Raw genomic sequence first — 16,192 nt, 5'->3', positions numbered from 1 at the left:
CCATGCATCAACGAAAGGCATGCGCCGGTCACTGACTAATTGTTCCATGGGGCGAGTGAGCAGCGACCGTCAAAAGTCAGCCCCAGCTCGGCTGCTACCTCAATGACGCAGTCGCGTTGTTCAATGAGTTGTCGTGCAGGTAAACGCGCAACCCGACGTAGCTGATTAATCGAGATTGGGATGCGTTGCACCGCATACTTATGAAGCGCCCAGCGAATCGTTCGTTTGCGGAACTGGTCCCTGGTTTCGGCTAACTTCTCCGCTTCTGCCTTTGCATGTGGGTAGTGATGTTGAGTGTTTCGGCTCAAGACACTCAAGGCGCCAGCGGTAGACAACAAGCGAGTTGGCGTCAGTCGGGTCGGTCGATCATTTTTGGTCATTTCCTCGTGCACAGTGTCCCGAATACATAAAACGGCGTCTTGGTCCAGTTGGTGCCATTCCTTGCGTGTTCCCCGAGTTTCATTGTGGCCATTCCTTATGGGGGCGGGGAGGTTGCTATCAAGCCAATTTCGGTCGTACTCACGTAGCCAGTCGTAAGTGCCAACATGGCTCGTGGCGAAATCATTGCGGGTCTTGCTTGGGTTGCTACGAAAAAACGAGTGGAGAGCTTCTCGATGCTTCTCTCGCTGTCGTGCGATGGTGGCCTCGCGGTGGGCAGTTCCCAGTTCCGGTTTGTCGAGTTCTATCAGGAGAATTGACCACTCTGAAACATCGAACTGCCGTGCAATTTCGTTTTTGGGCATTCCCTGGCTCAATGCGCTGCGAACGGTGGCCAGGCGCTCAGCGCCGAGCCTCTTTGCACTGGCCGGCCGCAATGGCAGGCGGATGCCGTGATGTCGCATATCAGATGCCAGTACATAGGCATGAACCCCTAAGCGCTGGGCGGCGACGGTAATCTTCCCTTCAGCGCAGTTGAGTGCTGATGAGATGGCTCGCGCGTCTAGATGAGTCCGTCCGTTGCTGCTACGCTGCCCGTAACCAGTTGGCTGTTTGTCCATCCTTTGCTCGTGTTCAACTGCTATCGGTTTCCAGAGTGTCGCGACGTCATGCGTTATCAGTCGAGTGAGCAGCAGCATGCGCAGGACGTTTGGAATGCGCCGGCCATCTAGCGCGCTACGTGTCAGCATTCTTCCGGGACGGTGTTTGCAGGGTTGGGACCCGCACCAACATCCAGCGCCAAGCTCCCGAAGAAGTGGCTCGCCGAAGTGATCGAATAAGGCTTGCATCATGGCGGCAGAATTGAGGCCGCCACGCACCGCCGCAAAACCACCGTTCCTCAACGCCGCGAAGAGATGGGCAGCAGTGGGTTCGCTTGGAATCGGTGCAGCCAAGATGGCGCTGACCTGCTGCGACAACCAAAGCCAGCCGGCTGCCGTCAGGGCATCGTGCCCTATCTCGAACATAGGGGGGAGGAGCGGATCGCTACATCCGCAGCGGCCAGCGACCTGCCACATGCTGACGGCTTTGCGCGTGCTTTGGCAGCGCACGCAGCTTGAATGCAATGGTCGAGCATGGGCCGCACACATTCGCACGAATGGCGGTTGGTGTTGACGGTAAAACACGGGGAAGCCTAACGTCTTGAGATCCTGTGCGAAACAGTCCGGGCAGTATTTGCCGGCATGCAGCTGGTTTCGTGACTGAGTGACGGTGATTCCCAGTGTCGCCTCAGGGTTTGTGCTGGCGCCAGCGGTGATAGTGGTCAGGGTATCGGCAGCACGTTTGGGATGGGCAAAGTGCAGAAAGAGCGGAATGAGCGTGTGATCTTGGGCAATCCGCTCCGGCGCCCCCTCCCATGGATGCCCCGGAGGAAGTATCGACACGAAGGGTCGGAGGTCATGAGGTATCAGGGAACTTGCCGAGGCGATGCGCAGCCCGAGCAATTTGAGGTGGCGTACCTTCGGCGTGGAGCTGCGTGCGAGATGGCGTGCGACTACCGAGGCGAAAGTCTCCCCAGGTTGCGCAATGGGGAACCCCGGTAGCTTCATCACTTGTCGAGGAGGGGGAGAAGGTCGTTGATCGAGTCGGCCATCACGAGTTTTCTGATCTGCTCGTCGGTCAATACCGAGGTGGGTTTAGGCGCTTGCCGGGGGCGTTTCCCAGAATTTGCCTTTGCTTTGGCATCCGGCGTCAGGGAGGATGGTGGCGCTTCCGAGTCGGCCGAAGCCTCCGCTTCACAGGGGGGGGCGTCGGCGCCCAGCTCGTCTGCGCTGCGGTCGATGGTCGGGTAGGCGTTCCGGTAAAGATCTTCGAACTGATCCATCAGGCGAGAGTCTCCCGACTGGAGAATGCGGATTGCCGGGTGCAGGGGGCTCATTCGTTCCAGGTACACCTTGCGGATCAGGTCGGCATCAACGGTTTCGGCGCCATCGTCCTCCATCGCCGCGAGTTGCGCGGCAGCCAGGACCGAAAGCATGATGCCGCTAATGCCTTGGCAGACGTCGTATAGGGCTTCAGCGACCTCGTTGGAGTATTCGACGGGTTTGCGTACCCATTGGTATTCCCAGGCGGCGCTGCAGAGCAGATCCCAGGCCTCGTCCTCGTGCGACAAGGGTCGCTCAAGATCGAAAAAGCCACCTTCGCATAGCCGTCGCGCCGAGCTCATCGTTCCCTCAAGCAGCTTGAGCGCCTTGTACGTGCCGATCACCACGATGGGAAGGCCAAGTTCGTCTCTCAGATTGACCAGCAGGGCGATGATCTTTGCTGCTCCCACACCCATCAGCGAGAGATTCTGGAATTCGTCGAGCACCAGCATTCCAACGTGGTGGTTGGTGACAATTTTCCGGATTTCCTTGAGGTACAGGCTCCGGTCACCTCTATGCTTGCTGAAGATGCCTCCATACAGCGTTGTGCGTAGGACGTGGTCGGTGTGGTCACCAAAGGTGGAACATAGGGTGCCGAGTGTGCAGTGTTCGGGGAGATTGCGTCGTAGCCAGAGAATTTGTGTCTCCGGAAAGTTTGCGTCGCGAAATCTAGTGTGGTGGCACACCTGATTGCCGGCGTAGGCAAGGATTCGGTCCATGAGGGTTGATTTGCCCATTCCCGAATGCCCGGCTACGAAGGATATTGTCGAGCGAAATGGCACGCTTGTCGGCCCGCCATACAGGATGGCTTGTCCCTCGGGGGTCATGGGATTGCGGGCCATGTAGCTGTCGAACATCTGGGAGGTAATGCCGATCAGCGCCCTGCGATGGGCTGGCAGGTTCGGGATGAAAAAGCGCCGCAGTCTATTAACCCGTAGACGGCGTACGGGGGTGGGCAATTCACGCTCAGCGGGATTGAATTTGGCCTGTAGCCCGAGAGCGAGGAATGCGTCGGCGTCGTTATCGGGCGGCAGCCGCAAATGCGCGAGCAGCGGGTTGTCGTCGATATCGGGGACGCCGATGCTTCGGTAGAGCGGGCCGATTTCAGGTCTTGCTGATTGCATCGACTTTGCTCCACAGTTGTTTGAATTTGTCAGCCGTGCTCGGTTTGACTGAGGAGTCGGCAACGGCGCTGGCTGCGGGAGGGGCGACTGTTTCAAGTAGCAACGTCGTCGGCAGCGATTCATTCAACCCGGGGGAGCGCTCGTTGGCCCGTTCCTGGGCTCTGTTTTCGCGAATTCCGGCTTTGGCCGCACTGGTTTTGATCGGTGTTTCCTTCTTCCCCTTGACCGCATCCTTGATTGTCTGACGGATGAACGCCTGGCGTTCACGCCGCTTGCCATGGGCATTGAAGGCCGCCTGGCGAGTCAGTACCTCCTGCCAGCCGCGATAACTTGCCGCTTCAGCAAACGAAGCCTTGAGACGGTAGATTTCGGGGTCGGTGTTAAAGGCGGGTGTCCAGGAGCTGCCTTTCCGGTCGTAGAAGTAGACTTCGGACGCCAATAGCGGATTGTAGGCGACAGACAGTTTGACCTTGTCGTCGATGGCCGCAGCCAGATAGCCGAGTTCGCGCAGGCGATCGCAATTGAAAACTTCGCCCTTGGCGTGGATGCCCTGGGACGTGACCGTTGCCCGCGTTGTAGTGAGGAGATGTTCGTAAACGAAGTGCGACCCCATTTTGCGAGTGAATCCGGCGCGATGCGTTAGGCCCCATTCGTAGAAGCCTATGCGGCTTGCCACTTTCGCACCTTCCGGCAGCGCATCCGGCGGAATGCGTTTTGCCTCGACGGGTTCGCGATTGATGTCCATGATGATTTCGACCAGAATGCGCTCGAATTCGAGGATGTCTAGGGCTGCGGCTTTCTTGCCATCGGGGTCGCGACGCTTGCGAATTTTGGCGAAACGGCCGGGGAGGTCGAAGCGGCCTCTCTGTGGGTTCTTGATTTCGGCGTGTTTGCCTTCCACAGTCCCTTTCGCTTCCGGTGTCATGGGAGGTGGCGTTTCGACCCGAATGCCGGAAGCGGGAAACTCCTGCCCCATGTTCGAGACGAGTTCGGCACGGTCGGCCCGCAGCATATTGGGCAATTCCCGACACGGCCAGTCCTTAGCTTCATAGGGGAGGCCCAGCCGCTCGAACACCGCCCCTTTGTCGCTGAAGCAGTTGTATAGCGCCAGAGCGGCGGTTGCCCAGCTTGGGTTTTCCAGGGTGACGGAGTAGCCGACGATGGCCCCGGAATAGATGTCCACGATGAGATACACGGTAGGTCTGCCGACGAGCTTGCCCTTGGTCAGTCGGGACACGAGCTGGATCTGGAAGTAGGTGGCATCGATCTCGAAGAATCCCGGACCGATGGCGTCATCGGTAGCCTTGCCTCGATTGCCGCGAGGCAGTTCGGCATCTCGCTGGAAGGCTGCCTTTTTGAGCTGGCGGAAACGATACCGAGTCTGGGGCCAGGTTGGCGCGCGGTATTTATCAATCAGGGCGGGGTCCAAGAAGTACCCGCTGTCGTTTGGCGAGAAGGCGCTGGCGGGTATCCTGTAGATATCGATGAGCATGTCGTGGTAAGCGTCAAGCCATTTCTTCTTCTGCTTCACGACGTACAGATCCCAGGCCTTGACGATGCTGGCCATGACTTCATGGGCCGGAGCGTCAGAAGCCGACTTCGGAACCCGTCCGGTGACGCCGCGCTTCTTTCCCCGCTCTTGGGGTTTCACTAACCGGTCGGCATCTCCGTCAAGGAATGCCCGTAGCACTGCCCCCGGGTTCCGCCCGGAGCGCAGCCATGCACAGAGCCAGCGCTTGATCGTTCTGCCGTTGAGCCCCATCGACTTTGCGATGTCGGCAATGGCACCGGCCAACGTCTTGCGTGTGTGCAGCAAGGCGGGTTCTCTCGCAAAGATCTCCGTGGCTTTAAGGATGTTTTTGTAACGTTCTGTCGCGCCTTTGGGCAGCTTTCCAGGGGTGGGAGGAATCATCAGGTAGGGGTCTGCAATTTTTCGCAGCGCGTCGGATTTGAGGTGCTCAAGCCAGTCGCGGTAGCTGATGGTGAAGGGGAGTGAGTTGGCTGCTTCCCCGACCTCGATGAGGATGATTTTTTCGCGCCCCACTGTTTCGATGACGCGCACCGGGCCGTTGATCTTCGGCAAAGGTGTTGTCGGTTGGAAAACATCGTGGATGGCAAACATGATCCCTACCTTGAAATAAGCACGACAGGTGAACGATGGTCCAGCCGCGCCGTATCGATGTCGATACGGCTGGCTCGCTTCCAGACCGCGGTGCCCAGCAAGGCGTGACCTGTCTGGATATCGAGACTCAGGTCACGGCTAGTCTTGCTCAGGACGTTGTTGAAGCAACGGTTCGGGCTATGGTTTGCTTCAAATTGCCGGCTGAAATGGGCCGGATCAACGCCGGATTTTGTTGCCCGGTCGTCGTTGAGGGCCATCTCGAAAAATAGGAGATTCTCTGCCCGAACATTCGGGATGTTCTTTTCAGTGGCGAGGATCCAGCGGATTCCGCGGCGGTTCCAATAGAGGCGTTCGATGAGCAATTTTTCCAGGACGCGAGGCTCTAGGTCCTTGGTGAGCTTGACGCTGACGGCGATCAACTCCATTCCATCGGGTCGCTTCATCGTCAGCAGCAGGTCGGTTGTGATGACGGTGGGCGTAGTGGTGGCCGGATACCTCGGGTGTTTGATCCCCAACTGGCGGGCGATCGACTGTGTTTCGTCCCACGGCAGGAGGGCAAATTGCTCCCGGATGTCGAGTATGGAGGAGCAATATTCGGCGACGAGATGGACCTTGAATTCCTGTCTCGACAAGTAATGATGATTTCGCCCAGTAGCCCAACTCTTGACGGTATTGGAAGCCCCGATCGAAGGAACGTCGCGGACGAACACGAAGGGCTTGTACGCCATACCGGCTCCCTGGCCGAAGCCAGCCTCGATCCAGCGTTCAACAATTTTCGGCGAGGGGCGGCGTGCCTTGGTTCCAGCCATGAGGGATGGGTTATACGTGATGAGCTGTGGAGGCAGCGATTAAGACAGCTGTCATTTCGGTCCGTGCTGATGAGACCGGTGATTGATCATCGTCGAAACGAAGGGTGCGTCACGGCCCGCTGATGCAGTCTTTTGCAAACGGGTCCCTCAGTATCGGGTAAGTGAATTCAATCTAACGGGGCTCCTTGCGGTACACTGAAAGGTTACGAACTATGTCGTGAGCAGTTTGATTCTGAACCGCTCATCGTATGCAATCTACTACCACGGCATCGAATTTGGACAAATTAATTGTCCTTAACGTGGTTTTACGGACAAATAGATTGTCTCTTGGACAAAATTGTTTGTCCCCAGACATGGAGGAAAAGCCTGATGGCTTCTGTGAACAAGGTAATCCTCGTCGGCAACCTCGGCGCCGACCCGGAGACCCGCTACGCCCCGAGCGGCGACGCGATCTGCAACATCCGTATCGCGACCACCGACACCTGGCGCGACAAGGCGACCGGCGAAAAGAAGGAAGCCACCGAATGGCACCGCGTCGCCTTCTTCGGCAAGCTCGCCGAGATCGCCGGCCAGTACCTGAAGAAGGGTTCGTCGGTGTATATCGAAGGCAGCCTGCGCACCCGCAAGTGGCAGGACAAGGAAGGCCGTGACCAATACACCACCGAAATCCGCGCCGACCAGATGCAGATGCTGGGTGGGCGTGGCGGCATGGGCGGCGAAGGTGGCGGGTCGCGCGGTGGTGACGATTACAGTCAGGCGCCGCGCGGCAACAACCAGGGCGGCGGCAACGCGCGTCCGCAGTCGCGCCCGGCGCCCGCGCCGGCCCCCAGCCAAGGCGGCAATAATTTCGGCGACTTCGACGACGATATTCCCTTCTAGACAGCACAGATTTGCCACGTGATCGACGATCCGTGGTCGCCCCTGCGAAACCCCGGCCATGGATTTGGTCGGGGTTTCGCGCTTTTGGGCATCGCCGCGGCGCAAGGCCCGCGCGACGATCGTGCGAGACGCAAGAGGCCACCGCACAAGCGGCCTCGCACCTGCCAGGAGAGTCACGTGATTCGTTTCGCGCATCATCAACACACTGTTAACAACGTGCTGCAGCACTTTGCCGGGCATCAATCGGTCGAGGCCGTCCTGCTCGCCGGTTCGATCGCGCATGGCTATGCGCGCGCCGAGTCGGATGTCGATGTGCTGATTCTCGTGACGGCGGAGGAATTCGCGCGTCGGCAGGCCGAGTGCGCATTGACGCTTTACGACCCGGCGCTTGCGACGTATGCCGGTGGCTACGTCGACGGCAAGTTCATCCATCGCGGCTTCATCGAGCAGGTGGCGCGTTCGGGCAGCGACGCTGCGCGCTATGCGTTCAAGGACGCGCGGGTGCTGTGGTCGCGGATCGACGATCTTGAGCAACTTGTCGCCGATGCGTCGCGCTACCCGGTTGCGGACAAGGCCGAGCGGCTCGCGCGCTTCTTTGCGCAACTGGAGGCGTGGCACTGGTACGCGCAGGAGGCGCTCCGCGTCGACAACGCGTATCTGCTGACGGTGGCCTGTGCCAAGCTGGCCCTCTTCGGCGCTCGCCTCGTGCTGGCTGAGAACGAGTGGCTCTTTCCGTTTCACAAGTGGTTGCTGCGCGAACTGGCGGCAGTCCCCGAGCAGCCGGCTGGCCTCGTCGAGGCGCTCGATGACCTGATGCGCCGGCCCGACGCGCAGCGGATCGAATGTTTCTATACGCTGGTGCGCGGCTTCCGCCCATGGCCCGAAGGGCCGGCGCCGTGGCCGATGCGATTCATGCGTGACAGCGAACTCAACTGGATGGGTGGCACGCCGCCGGTGGACGACCTGTGAATCCTGGCGCCAGAAGGTGCAGGCGGGCAGCATCTGCGCCGTGGCCGGAAACGCAAACGCCCCGCAAAGGCGGGGCGTTCGGGCTGTCGGGCGGCGTGAGCCGCGCGATGCGGCGGTCGATTACTTGTTGACCGCGGCCTTCAGCTTGGCGCCGGCGCTGAACGTCGGGGCCTTCGAAGCAGCGATCTGGATCGCTTCGCCGGTCTTCGGGTTGCGGCCGGTGCGGGCGGCGCGCTTGCTGACCGAGAAGGAGCCGAAGCCAACCAGGGAGATTTCGTCGCCAGCGGCCAGGGTCTCGGTGACGACGTCCAGCAGGCCGTCGAGGGCCTTGGCGGAGTCGGTCTTGGTGAAGCCGGTCTTGGCGGCCAGCGCGTCGATGAGTTCGGATTTGTTCATGATTCGGGTTCTTTTCCGGGTTATGTGAAAAGCGTGTGGCCACGCTGGAAGGGGATGTTATCCCATGATCGGGCGAAATGGCGCTGTCTCGCCCGAAAACATTGGGCTTGCAGCGAAAAATCAGTGTCCATCGGTGTGCGGCGCGACCAGCCCCCGCCATTGCAGCACGTCGGGCATGCTGCGCGGCACCTCGATTCCGAATATGCGGCGGCTCGCCCACCAGCCGGTTTCGCCGTTGAGGCGCGCCCAGCGGGCCATGCAATGCTCGCCGTCTTCGGTCAGCACTTCATACCACCCTTCTCGAGCCGGATCGGTGGCGGCGGGAAACCATGCGGTGCGTTGCGCGTCGGGCATGTCGTCTCCGGGGCTGTGTTGCATCAGCTGTTTGCGGCTGGGTTTTCGATGGCCTTGCGGGTCGTCGGCTTATGGCGATCGGCGCCATTTCGTGCGGCGATCCGGTCATAGCGGATATGCGCCTGGATCACCTCGCGCTCGCGCGGGGCGACGCTGAAAGTGTCGATCAGCAATTCCCGGCACGCAGCAGCTTCGGCTTCGTCCCATTTTGCGTCGAGCGAGGCCAGCGCGTTCGCGAGGGCCTTGAGCAGGCGCGCGGTTTCGATCTCGTCGGCAAGGCTTTCCGCTGGCGCTTCGGTTGCGGGAATTTCGACCGGCGCGGGCGGAGTTGCCTGCATTGGCGGCGGCGTCACCGAGGCGGATGCCGGGGGGGGCGTGTCGGGGCGCAGGCGTCCGAGTCGCCGCCGCAGGCTGGCGTCGAGCGAACCAGCCCCTTCGCCGATGCGTTCGGCAACTTTCAGTGCGTCGTCGGTGCGTCCGGTGTCGACACAGACTTCGGCGAGATCAACTGCGATCGTGGGAGCGATGTCGGGCGTCTCCTGATGCGTGGCCAGCGCGCGGTCGATCGCCTGATTCGCCGCGTCGGTGTCTCCGGCAATGTGCCGCTGCCTTGCAATCGCGACTTCGGTTGCGATGATGCCTTCGGGGGTGTCCGAAAAGCTGTTGCGCATGGTCTTGAGGCGCTCGTCGGCTTCCTTGCGGGTGTTTTCCTCGACAAGGTTCTTCATCAGCGTGAGGTGATCGTCGAGCTTGCCGCGGCCGCTTTTGTGGGTACGGTCGACTACCTTGCGCATGGCGGCCGCAGCGCGCGGGTGGTCGCCGGTTTCAGAGGCGAGCTTGCCGAGATGGCGCAGTCGCTCGGTGTTGGCCGGCGAAAGCGCGTCGGCACGCTCCAGGTATTCCATGGCCGCCGCCAGATCACCGCGCTGTTCATGGGTGCGGGCGAGGAAGTCATAGACCGAGAGGAACTCCGGGCAATCGGTGTTGAGCTTCGTCGCCTCTGCCGCGGCCTCGTCGATCAGCCCGCGCTTCTGCAGCACCATCGCAAAACCCATGCGCGCCCACGGCACGGCACGCTGAGTCGATACCGAAGCGTAGATTTCCGCGGCCTCGTCCAGGCGCTCCAGCGTGAGCAAGGCTTCGGCCTTGATCCGTAGCGCATCCAGCGTGTGGTGCGTCTTTCCGGCGATGACCTTGTCGCAGGCTTCGATCACACCCGGATAGTCATGCACGGCGAGGCGCGCGAACACATCCTTGAGGATCTGCTTCTTCATCAGCGCCGCCATGACCCGGTGACTGAGGTCGTTGGCGGAGAAGGGCTTGATCAGATAGTCGTCCGGGGCGAACTCGACAGCAGAAATCACGCGTTTGTAGGTGCGCTCGCCGGTGACGATCATGAATACCGAGGAGAGCGGCAGCAGGCTCTGGTAGCGCAGGTCCTCCAGCAGATCGACGCCGTCCTTCTGGTTGTCGAGGTGGTGGTCGCACAGCACCACGTCGAAGCCGCCGGTCTTGCAGTGCCTCAGCAAGTCGGTGGCGTTGGCGGCCATGCTCGCCTGCTGAATGCCGATCAGTGCCAGCTGGGTGCGCAGCCAGGTGCGCACCGAGCTTTGCTGGTCGGCGATCAGTACCCGTATCTGGGTGAGGTCAAGTTGCGGCAGCTTCAATCGGACGACTCCATCGGACCGTGCCTGGCCCTGTTGCGTGCGGTGTCATTCGCCATTAACGGCACCAGGTGCATGATGCTTGACCACCATAGAGTCCTGACAGCCTGTCTTGCATCCGTTATGCTCGACGCGCTCCCCCGCGCAGACCCCGACCATGCAACTGATCCTGATCTCCGGCCTTTCCGGTTCTGGCAAGAGTATCGCGCTCGCGGTGCTCGAAGATGCCGGCTATTACTGCGTCGATAACCTTCCGGCGCCGCTTCTGCCGCATCTGGTGAACGAACTGGCTGCGGCAGGATACAGCCGCGTCGGCGTGGCGGTCGACGTGCGCGGCGGATCCAGCCTGCAAGCCCTGCCGCAGACGGTCAAGACCCTCAAAGGCATGGTCGACGATGTGCGCTTCATTTTTCTCGAGGCGCGCAACACCACGCTGATCGCCCGTTTTTCCGAGACGCGGCGCCGCCACCCGCTGGCTGACGATGGGGTGACGCTGCTTGAAGCCATCGAGCGCGAGCGCGACGCGCTGGAGGACATCGGCGAACTCGGGCAGCGGATCGACACCAGCGACCTGCATCCCAACACCCTGCGCGGCTGGCTGAAAGACCTGATCCAGGCGAATCCGGCGCAGGGCCTGACGCTGCTGGTGGAATCCTTCGGTTTCAAGCACGGCATCCCGCTCGATGCCGATCTGGTGTTCGACGTGCGCTGCCTGCCCAACCCGTTCTACGACCCGGCGCTGCGGCCGCTGACCGGGCGCGATCGGCCGGTGATCGATTTCCTCTGCAGCCATGAGGAAGTGGGGCGCATGATCGAAGACATCGGCAACTGGCTCGAACGCTGGTTGCCTGCCTACATGCGTGACAGCCGCGCCTATCTGACGCTGGCCATCGGCTGTACCGGCGGCCAGCACCGCAGCGTTTATATTGCGGAGACGATTGCCGAGCGCTTCAAGGATCAGGTGCGGGTGCTGGTGCGGCATCGCACGCTCAAGACCTGAAGCCGCGCGCAGCATGCCCGAGCAAAGTCATCACCGATCGCCTGCCGTCGCGAAGCCGGCGCAGAACGCGCCTGTCCTTGCGGCATCGGCGCCGGCGGCGTGATGCGCTTGCGTGCGCGCGACTGGCTGGCGCTGCTGCGTCCCGGTGACGTCGCGGTGATCCTGACCGCGGCCGCGGGGGTCGGTGCGCTGGGCCAGCACTTCTGGCGCGGCGGCGAAGCCGACCGGGCGGAGATCCGCGCGGCCGGTCGTGTCTTCGCGCAGGTGTCGCTCGACGCGGAACGGGTGATCGAAGTGCCCGGCCCGCTCGGCATCACCCGCATCCAAGTTGCGCCCGGCCGGGCGCGCGTCGCGAGCGACCCTGGGCCGCGCCAGTACTGCGTGCGTCAGGGCTGGCTGAGCACGGCAGGTGCCGTGGCGATCTGCGCGCCGAACGAAGTCACCCTGTCGCTGCTTGCCCGCCGCCCCGCCTATGACTCGCTCGGTTATTGAACTGAAGCCGGACGCATCCGACCTCCGCGTCGCGCGCTTCGCGTGCGCGGCGATCGTCCTTTCGCTGGCGGAAGCGGCGATTCCGCTGCCCTTGCCGGGCGTCAAGCCGGGGCTCGGCAACATCGTCGTGCTGATCGTGCTGTGGCGCTGGGGGTGGCGCGATGCGGCCTGGGTCGCCCTGTTGCGGGTCTTTGTCGCGAGCCTTCTGCTCGGCCAGTTTCTCGCGCCGGGTTTCTTTCTCGGGCTGAGCGGGGGGCTCGCCAGTCTGCTTGCGCTGGGGGGCGCGATGCACCTGCCGCGACGCTGGTTCGGGCCGGTCACGGCCAGCCTGTGTGCCGCATTTGCCCATATTGGCGCGCAACTCGTCGTGGCCCGCCTGTGGCTGGTGCCGCACGACGGCGTGTTCGCGCTGGCGCCGATATTTGCATTGGCGGCGCTGGTGTTCGGCACGGTCAATGGTCTGGTGGCAGCGCGCATGTTGTGCGAGCTCGACGTCCGCCCGCTGACGCCAGACGCGCCAGCAGCAGACTAGGGGCGCACCAGGCGCTGGGTCGCGCTTCGGTCGAAGATCCGGCTCCAGGCGATGCGGATGCGGTCCACCGTTGCCGGCGGGGTTGCCAGACTGGCGGCCAGATAGAGTCGCAGTTTGAGCCCCAGCGGCATGACGAATTCGAACTGACTGCAGTCGAGGTTTTCTTCGCGACAGGCCGCAGCGAGTCCGTCCGGCGAGATCGGCAGATAGTCGAGGCGACCGGCGAGCATCAGGCGCAGGCCTTGGGCGCCGCTGGCAATCGACAGCAGTTCGGCGTCGGGCCGAAAGCCGTTCTGTAACAGGAAGGTCTCGCGAGCATCTCGCTTGACGACACCGATCATGTGTCCGTGCAGCTCATCCAGCGACCTGGGTTGCAGATCGCCACGGCGCGCCAGTTTGTAGATCCGGTGCTCCAGCGTGTCGAGCTGGCCGATCCAGATGAAGCCGGCCTCCCGCTCGGCGGTTCTCGCCAGCGGGTAGAGCAGCATCGGCGTACGTGCTTCGGCGGTCTGCATCACGGCGGCCCAGGCGCGCATGTCCAGGCGGTACGCGACGCCGGCTTCGGCGAGTACCTGCTCGACCAGCGCGGTGGATGTGCCGACCACCTCTCCATTGCGCAGGTAGCTCTGCGGATAAACCTCCTCCGTCATCACCAGCAGTTCGCCAGAGGCTGAGGCGGGCGCCATAACGCAGCCCAGCGTCGCGGCGATCAGGAATGCTTGGGTGACGATGCGGCGGCAGGCAGGCAAGGGTCGCATGCGGCAATGTCCAGAAGCGTGACTTCCAGTCTAGGCGCCGACGCCGGTACTTGCCGGGCGAATCGCGCGGGCGATGACCCGGATGAAGCCAGGGCCGCGAGACGCCCCGAATTCAAGCGGCCGTGACGGCACGGGCGACCGGTGCTTCGCGAATCGGCAGGTTCACCAGCGCGGCCGCGCCTGCCAGCGCGATATCGGCGTACCACATCGCGTCGTAGCTGCCGAGGCGCGTGATGGCGATGCCGCCAAGCCAGGCGCCGAGAAAGCCGCCGATCTGGTGCGACAGCAAGGTCAAGCCGAACAGCGTGGCCAGATAGCGGTGGCCGAACAGCTTGCCGACCACCGCGGCGGTGGGTGGTACGGTGGCGAGCCAGGTCAGGCCCAGCCCGGCGGCGAAGAGATAGAAGGTCAGCGGCGTTTTCGGCGCGACCAGATAGAGCGCCACCAGCAGCGCGCGCGAGCCGTACATCCAGAACAGCACGTACTTGCTGCGCATGCGCTGCACCGCCCAGCCGGCGGCAAGGCTGCCGAAGATGTTGGCGAGCCCGATGATCGCCAGCGACCAGCTCGCCACATTGCCCGGCAGGCCGCACAGCTGCACTTCGCCCGGCAGGTGGGTGACGAGGAAGGCGATGTGGAAGCCGCAGGTGAAGAAACCGGCGTGCAGCAGCAGGTAGCTGCGGTCGCCCATCGCGTCCCCAATTGCCGCGCGCAAGCCGCGGTCGGCTGGAGCGTGCGGCGCGGCTGGCTGTTGCGGCACATTGTGATCGCCGACCAGAGGCCGGATCAGCGGCAGCGCCGCGAGCGAGATCAGCGCGAGCGAGAACATCGCGCCCATCCAGCCAAAGCCGCCGATCAGGCGCTGCACCAGCGGCGCGAACACGAACTGGCCGAAGGATCCGCCGGCGTTGATGATGCCGGACGCCATGCCGCGTTTTTCCATCGGCAGTTTGCGGGCGGCGGCGCCGATCAGCACCGAGAAGCTGCCCGCACCGGCGCCTGCGGCGGTCAGTACGCCGATCGCGAGCGACAGCCCGAAGGCGGACTGCATCAAGGGTGTCAGTGCGAGTCCGACCGCCATCAGGAAGGTGCCGCCGACCAGCACGCGGCCCGGTCCCCAGCGGTCTGCGATGGCGCCCGCCACCGGTTGGGCCGCACCCCACATGAACTGGCCAATCGCCATGGCGAAGCTGATCGTGACGACACCCAGGCCGGTCGCGCTGTTGATCGGCGACACGAAGAGCCCCATCGACTGCCGTGCGCCCATCGTGATCATCAGGATCGCGGCCGCGGCGAGGGTGACGGTCCACCAGGTGCGTGCTTGGGTCGGGGTCAGCATGGCGGCTCCGTTCAGGGAAGGCGGCGATTATCGGGGCCGCGCCGTGCGGCCGCCATCCGTACCGATACGGAGGCGACAATGCCGCCCCCGTTCGGGTCGATCAGCCGAGCGCGGCGAACACCGCGTCAGCAGCGGCGATCGTTGCCGCAACGTCGGCTTCGGTGTGCGCCGCCGACACGAAACCGGCCTCGAACGAGGCCGGCGCGAAGTAGTGGCCGGCGTCCAGCATGCCGTGGAAGAAGCGGTTGAAGCCTTCCTTGTCGCAGGCCATGACCTCGTTGTAGCTCGAGGGTAGTGTCGTGCTGAAGTAAAGCCCGAACATGCCGCCGACCGCCTGGGCACAGAAGGCGACACCGTGCTGCTTCGCCGCCGCGGCAAGGCCGTCGGTGAGCTGCTTCGTCCGCGCCGAAAGGTTCTCGTAGAAGCCCGGAGCGCTGATCAGGCGCAGGGTTTCGAGGCCCGCAGCCACCGCCACCGGGCTGCCTGACAAGGTGCCCGCCTGATACACCGCGCCAAGCGGTGAAATCTTTTCCATGATCTCGCGCCGGCCGCCGAAGGCGCCCACCGGCATGCCGCCGCCGATCACCTTGCCCAGCGTCACCAGATCCGCATCGATGCCGAACAGGCCTTGCGCGCCCTTCGGGCCGACGCGGAAGCCAGTCATCACCTCGTCGAAGATCAGGATGCTGCCGTGCTTGCTGCACAGCGCACGCAGCGCGTCGAGGAAGGCGCGGCTGGGCATCACGAGGTTCATGTTGCCGACCACCGGTTCGAGGATCACCGTGGCGATCTCGCCGCCGCGGTTGGCAAACACTTCTTCAAGCGCGGTGACATCGTTGTACGGCAGCACGATGGTGTGCTTGGCGAAGTCCGCCGGCACACCGCCCGAGGACGGGTTGCCGAAGGTCAGCAGGCCCGAGCCGGCCTTCACCAGCAGGCTGTCGGCATGGCCGTGGTAGCAGCCTTCGAACTTCACGATCGCGTCGCGACCGGTGAAACCGCGCGCGAGCCGGATCGCGCTCATCGTTGCCTCGGTGCCCGACGACACCAGCCGCACCATGTCGAGGTTGGGCACGAGGCGGCACAGGGTTTCCGCCATCTCGACCTCGATCTCGGTCGGTGCGCCGAACGAGAGCCCCAGCGCTGCTTTCTCCTGCACCGCGCGGATCACGTCCGGGTGGGCGTGGCCGAGGATCGCCGGGCCCCAGGAGCCGACATAGTCGATGTACGCCTTGCCGTTGGCGTCCCACAGCCGGCTGCCCTGGGCGCGGGCAAAGAAACGCGGCGTGCCGCCGACGTTGCGGAAGGCGCGAACGGGCGAATTGACGCCGCCGGGGATGCTGCGTTGGGCGCGGTCGAAGAGCTCTTGATTGCGATCGGACATGGTTGGGACTCGGGAATGCGATTTCGAGGCCGGCGATTGTCTCACTGCCGGGCGCTCGCGTCCCGTGCCG

The 16,192-nt window shown here is 63.0% G+C and carries 15 protein-coding genes; 5 read left to right on the top strand and 10 right to left on the bottom strand.

Annotated elements, in window-relative coordinates; all coding sequences use genetic code 11:
* Positions 1–35: 35 nt before the first annotated feature.
* The 4 genes from GGR36_RS22285 to GGR36_RS13710 are packed head-to-tail and all read right to left on the bottom strand — an operon-like array spanning position 36 to position 6,355.
* Entirely contained in the window at positions 36–1,985 is a 1,950-nt protein-coding gene (locus tag GGR36_RS22285) for a TnsD family Tn7-like transposition protein (RefSeq protein ID WP_338086695.1), read from the bottom strand.
* On the bottom strand, positions 1,985–3,424 hold the full coding sequence (locus GGR36_RS13720; RefSeq protein ID WP_183635290.1) for an ATP-binding protein: 1,440 nt from the start codon (positions 3,422–3,424) through the stop codon (positions 1,985–1,987). Before GGR36_RS13720 ends, GGR36_RS22285 begins: the two co-directional genes overlap by 1 nt.
* On the bottom strand, positions 3,405–5,546 hold the full coding sequence (locus GGR36_RS13715) for a Mu transposase C-terminal domain-containing protein (RefSeq protein WP_183635289.1): 2,142 nt from the start codon (positions 5,544–5,546) through the stop codon (positions 3,405–3,407). Before GGR36_RS13715 ends, GGR36_RS13720 begins: the two co-directional genes overlap by 20 nt.
* A 5-nt stretch (positions 5,547–5,551) precedes the next feature.
* Positions 5,552–6,355 (bottom strand): TnsA endonuclease N-terminal domain-containing protein, encoded by an 804-nt coding sequence (locus tag GGR36_RS13710; protein ID WP_183635288.1) that lies wholly within the window; start codon positions 6,353–6,355, stop codon positions 5,552–5,554.
* 369 nt (positions 6,356–6,724) lie between these two features.
* Here GGR36_RS13710 and ssb point away from each other — a divergent pair, with 369 nt between their 5' ends.
* Both ssb and GGR36_RS13700 read left to right on the top strand, forming a co-directional pair.
* The gene (ssb, locus tag GGR36_RS13705; protein ID WP_183635287.1) at positions 6,725–7,234 is read left to right on the top strand and encodes a single-stranded DNA-binding protein; all 510 of its coding nucleotides are present in this window, start codon (positions 6,725–6,727) and stop codon (positions 7,232–7,234) included.
* Between the two features lie 177 nt (positions 7,235–7,411).
* Complete coding sequence (locus GGR36_RS13700; RefSeq protein WP_183635286.1) at positions 7,412–8,203, top strand: nucleotidyltransferase domain-containing protein; 792 nt, start codon at positions 7,412–7,414, stop codon at positions 8,201–8,203.
* Positions 8,204–8,323: 120 nt separating this feature from the next.
* Here the strand turns inward: GGR36_RS13700 and GGR36_RS13695 are convergent, their stop codons facing one another.
* The 3 genes from GGR36_RS13695 to GGR36_RS13685 all read right to left on the bottom strand — a co-directional run bounded on the left by GGR36_RS13695 (position 8,324) and on the right by GGR36_RS13685 (position 10,620).
* On the bottom strand, positions 8,324–8,623 hold the full coding sequence (locus GGR36_RS13695) for an HU family DNA-binding protein (RefSeq protein ID WP_281391266.1): 300 nt from the start codon (positions 8,621–8,623) through the stop codon (positions 8,324–8,326).
* Positions 8,624–8,719: 96 nt separating this feature from the next.
* Positions 8,720–8,953 carry a hypothetical protein gene (locus tag GGR36_RS13690; protein ID WP_183635285.1) on the bottom strand — a complete coding sequence of 78 codons (234 nt, stop codon included), beginning with the start codon at positions 8,951–8,953 and terminating at the stop codon, positions 8,720–8,722.
* Between the two features lie 23 nt (positions 8,954–8,976).
* Positions 8,977–10,620, bottom strand: coding sequence for a response regulator (locus GGR36_RS13685; RefSeq protein ID WP_183635284.1), 1,644 nt, complete (start codon positions 10,618–10,620; stop codon positions 8,977–8,979).
* Between the two features lie 154 nt (positions 10,621–10,774).
* Here GGR36_RS13685 and rapZ point away from each other — a divergent pair, with 154 nt between their 5' ends.
* The 3 genes from rapZ (at position 10,775) to GGR36_RS13670 (ending at position 12,641) form a co-directional block, all read left to right on the top strand.
* Entirely contained in the window at positions 10,775–11,617 is an 843-nt protein-coding gene (gene rapZ, locus GGR36_RS13680) for an RNase adapter RapZ (RefSeq protein ID WP_183635283.1), read from the top strand.
* 102 nt (positions 11,618–11,719) lie between these two features.
* Positions 11,720–12,109, top strand: coding sequence for a NusG domain II-containing protein (locus GGR36_RS13675; RefSeq protein WP_183637069.1), 390 nt, complete (start codon positions 11,720–11,722; stop codon positions 12,107–12,109).
* Complete coding sequence (locus tag GGR36_RS13670; RefSeq protein WP_183635282.1) at positions 12,090–12,641, top strand: Gx transporter family protein; 552 nt, start codon at positions 12,090–12,092, stop codon at positions 12,639–12,641. The genes GGR36_RS13675 and GGR36_RS13670 overlap by 20 nt, the downstream gene beginning before the upstream one ends.
* Here the strand turns inward: GGR36_RS13670 and GGR36_RS13665 are convergent.
* The 3 genes from GGR36_RS13665 to hemL all read right to left on the bottom strand — a co-directional run bounded on the left by GGR36_RS13665 (position 12,638) and on the right by hemL (position 16,122).
* Positions 12,638–13,399: a substrate-binding periplasmic protein gene (locus tag GGR36_RS13665; RefSeq protein ID WP_183635281.1), complete on the bottom strand. Its 762-nt coding sequence runs from the start codon at positions 13,397–13,399 to the stop codon at positions 12,638–12,640. The genes GGR36_RS13670 and GGR36_RS13665 overlap by 4 nt on opposite strands.
* A 112-nt stretch (positions 13,400–13,511) precedes the next feature.
* Positions 13,512–14,738: an MFS transporter gene (locus GGR36_RS13660; protein ID WP_183635280.1), complete on the bottom strand. Its 1,227-nt coding sequence runs from the start codon at positions 14,736–14,738 to the stop codon at positions 13,512–13,514.
* Positions 14,739–14,838: 100 nt separating this feature from the next.
* Complete coding sequence (gene hemL, locus GGR36_RS13655) at positions 14,839–16,122, bottom strand: glutamate-1-semialdehyde 2,1-aminomutase (RefSeq protein ID WP_183635279.1); 1,284 nt, start codon at positions 16,120–16,122, stop codon at positions 14,839–14,841.
* Between the last annotated feature and the right edge of the window lie 70 nt (positions 16,123–16,192).

Origin of the sequence: Niveibacterium umoris (assembly GCF_014197015.1) — a bacterium.
GTDB lineage: Bacteria > Pseudomonadota > Gammaproteobacteria > Burkholderiales > Rhodocyclaceae > Niveibacterium > Niveibacterium umoris.
This window is presented reverse-complemented; position numbering and strand designations above follow the sequence as displayed.

Excerpts from the sequence above, each read along its gene's own strand:
- GGR36_RS22285 (WP_338086695.1), bottom strand. The coding sequence starts at position 1,985 with ATGAAGCTACCGGGGTTCCCCATTGCGCAACCTGGGGAGACTTTCGCC.
- GGR36_RS13720 (WP_183635290.1), bottom strand. The coding sequence starts at position 3,424 with ATGCAATCAGCAAGACCTGAAATCGGCCCGCTCTACCGAAGCATCGGC.
- GGR36_RS13715 (WP_183635289.1), bottom strand. The coding sequence starts at position 5,546 with ATGTTTGCCATCCACGATGTTTTCCAACCGACAACACCTTTGCCGAAG.
- GGR36_RS13710 (WP_183635288.1), bottom strand. The coding sequence starts at position 6,355 with ATGGCTGGAACCAAGGCACGCCGCCCCTCGCCGAAAATTGTTGAACGC.
- ssb (WP_183635287.1), top strand. The coding sequence starts at position 6,725 with ATGGCTTCTGTGAACAAGGTAATCCTCGTCGGCAACCTCGGCGCCGAC.
- GGR36_RS13690 (WP_183635285.1), bottom strand. The coding sequence starts at position 8,953 with ATGCCCGACGCGCAACGCACCGCATGGTTTCCCGCCGCCACCGATCCG.
- rapZ (WP_183635283.1), top strand. The coding sequence starts at position 10,775 with ATGCAACTGATCCTGATCTCCGGCCTTTCCGGTTCTGGCAAGAGTATC.
- GGR36_RS13675 (WP_183637069.1), top strand. The coding sequence starts at position 11,720 with ATGCGCTTGCGTGCGCGCGACTGGCTGGCGCTGCTGCGTCCCGGTGAC.
- GGR36_RS13670 (WP_183635282.1), top strand. The coding sequence starts at position 12,090 with ATGACTCGCTCGGTTATTGAACTGAAGCCGGACGCATCCGACCTCCGC.
- GGR36_RS13665 (WP_183635281.1), bottom strand. The coding sequence starts at position 13,399 with ATGCGACCCTTGCCTGCCTGCCGCCGCATCGTCACCCAAGCATTCCTG.
- GGR36_RS13660 (WP_183635280.1), bottom strand. The coding sequence starts at position 14,738 with ATGCTGACCCCGACCCAAGCACGCACCTGGTGGACCGTCACCCTCGCC.
- hemL (WP_183635279.1), bottom strand. The coding sequence starts at position 16,122 with ATGTCCGATCGCAATCAAGAGCTCTTCGACCGCGCCCAACGCAGCATC.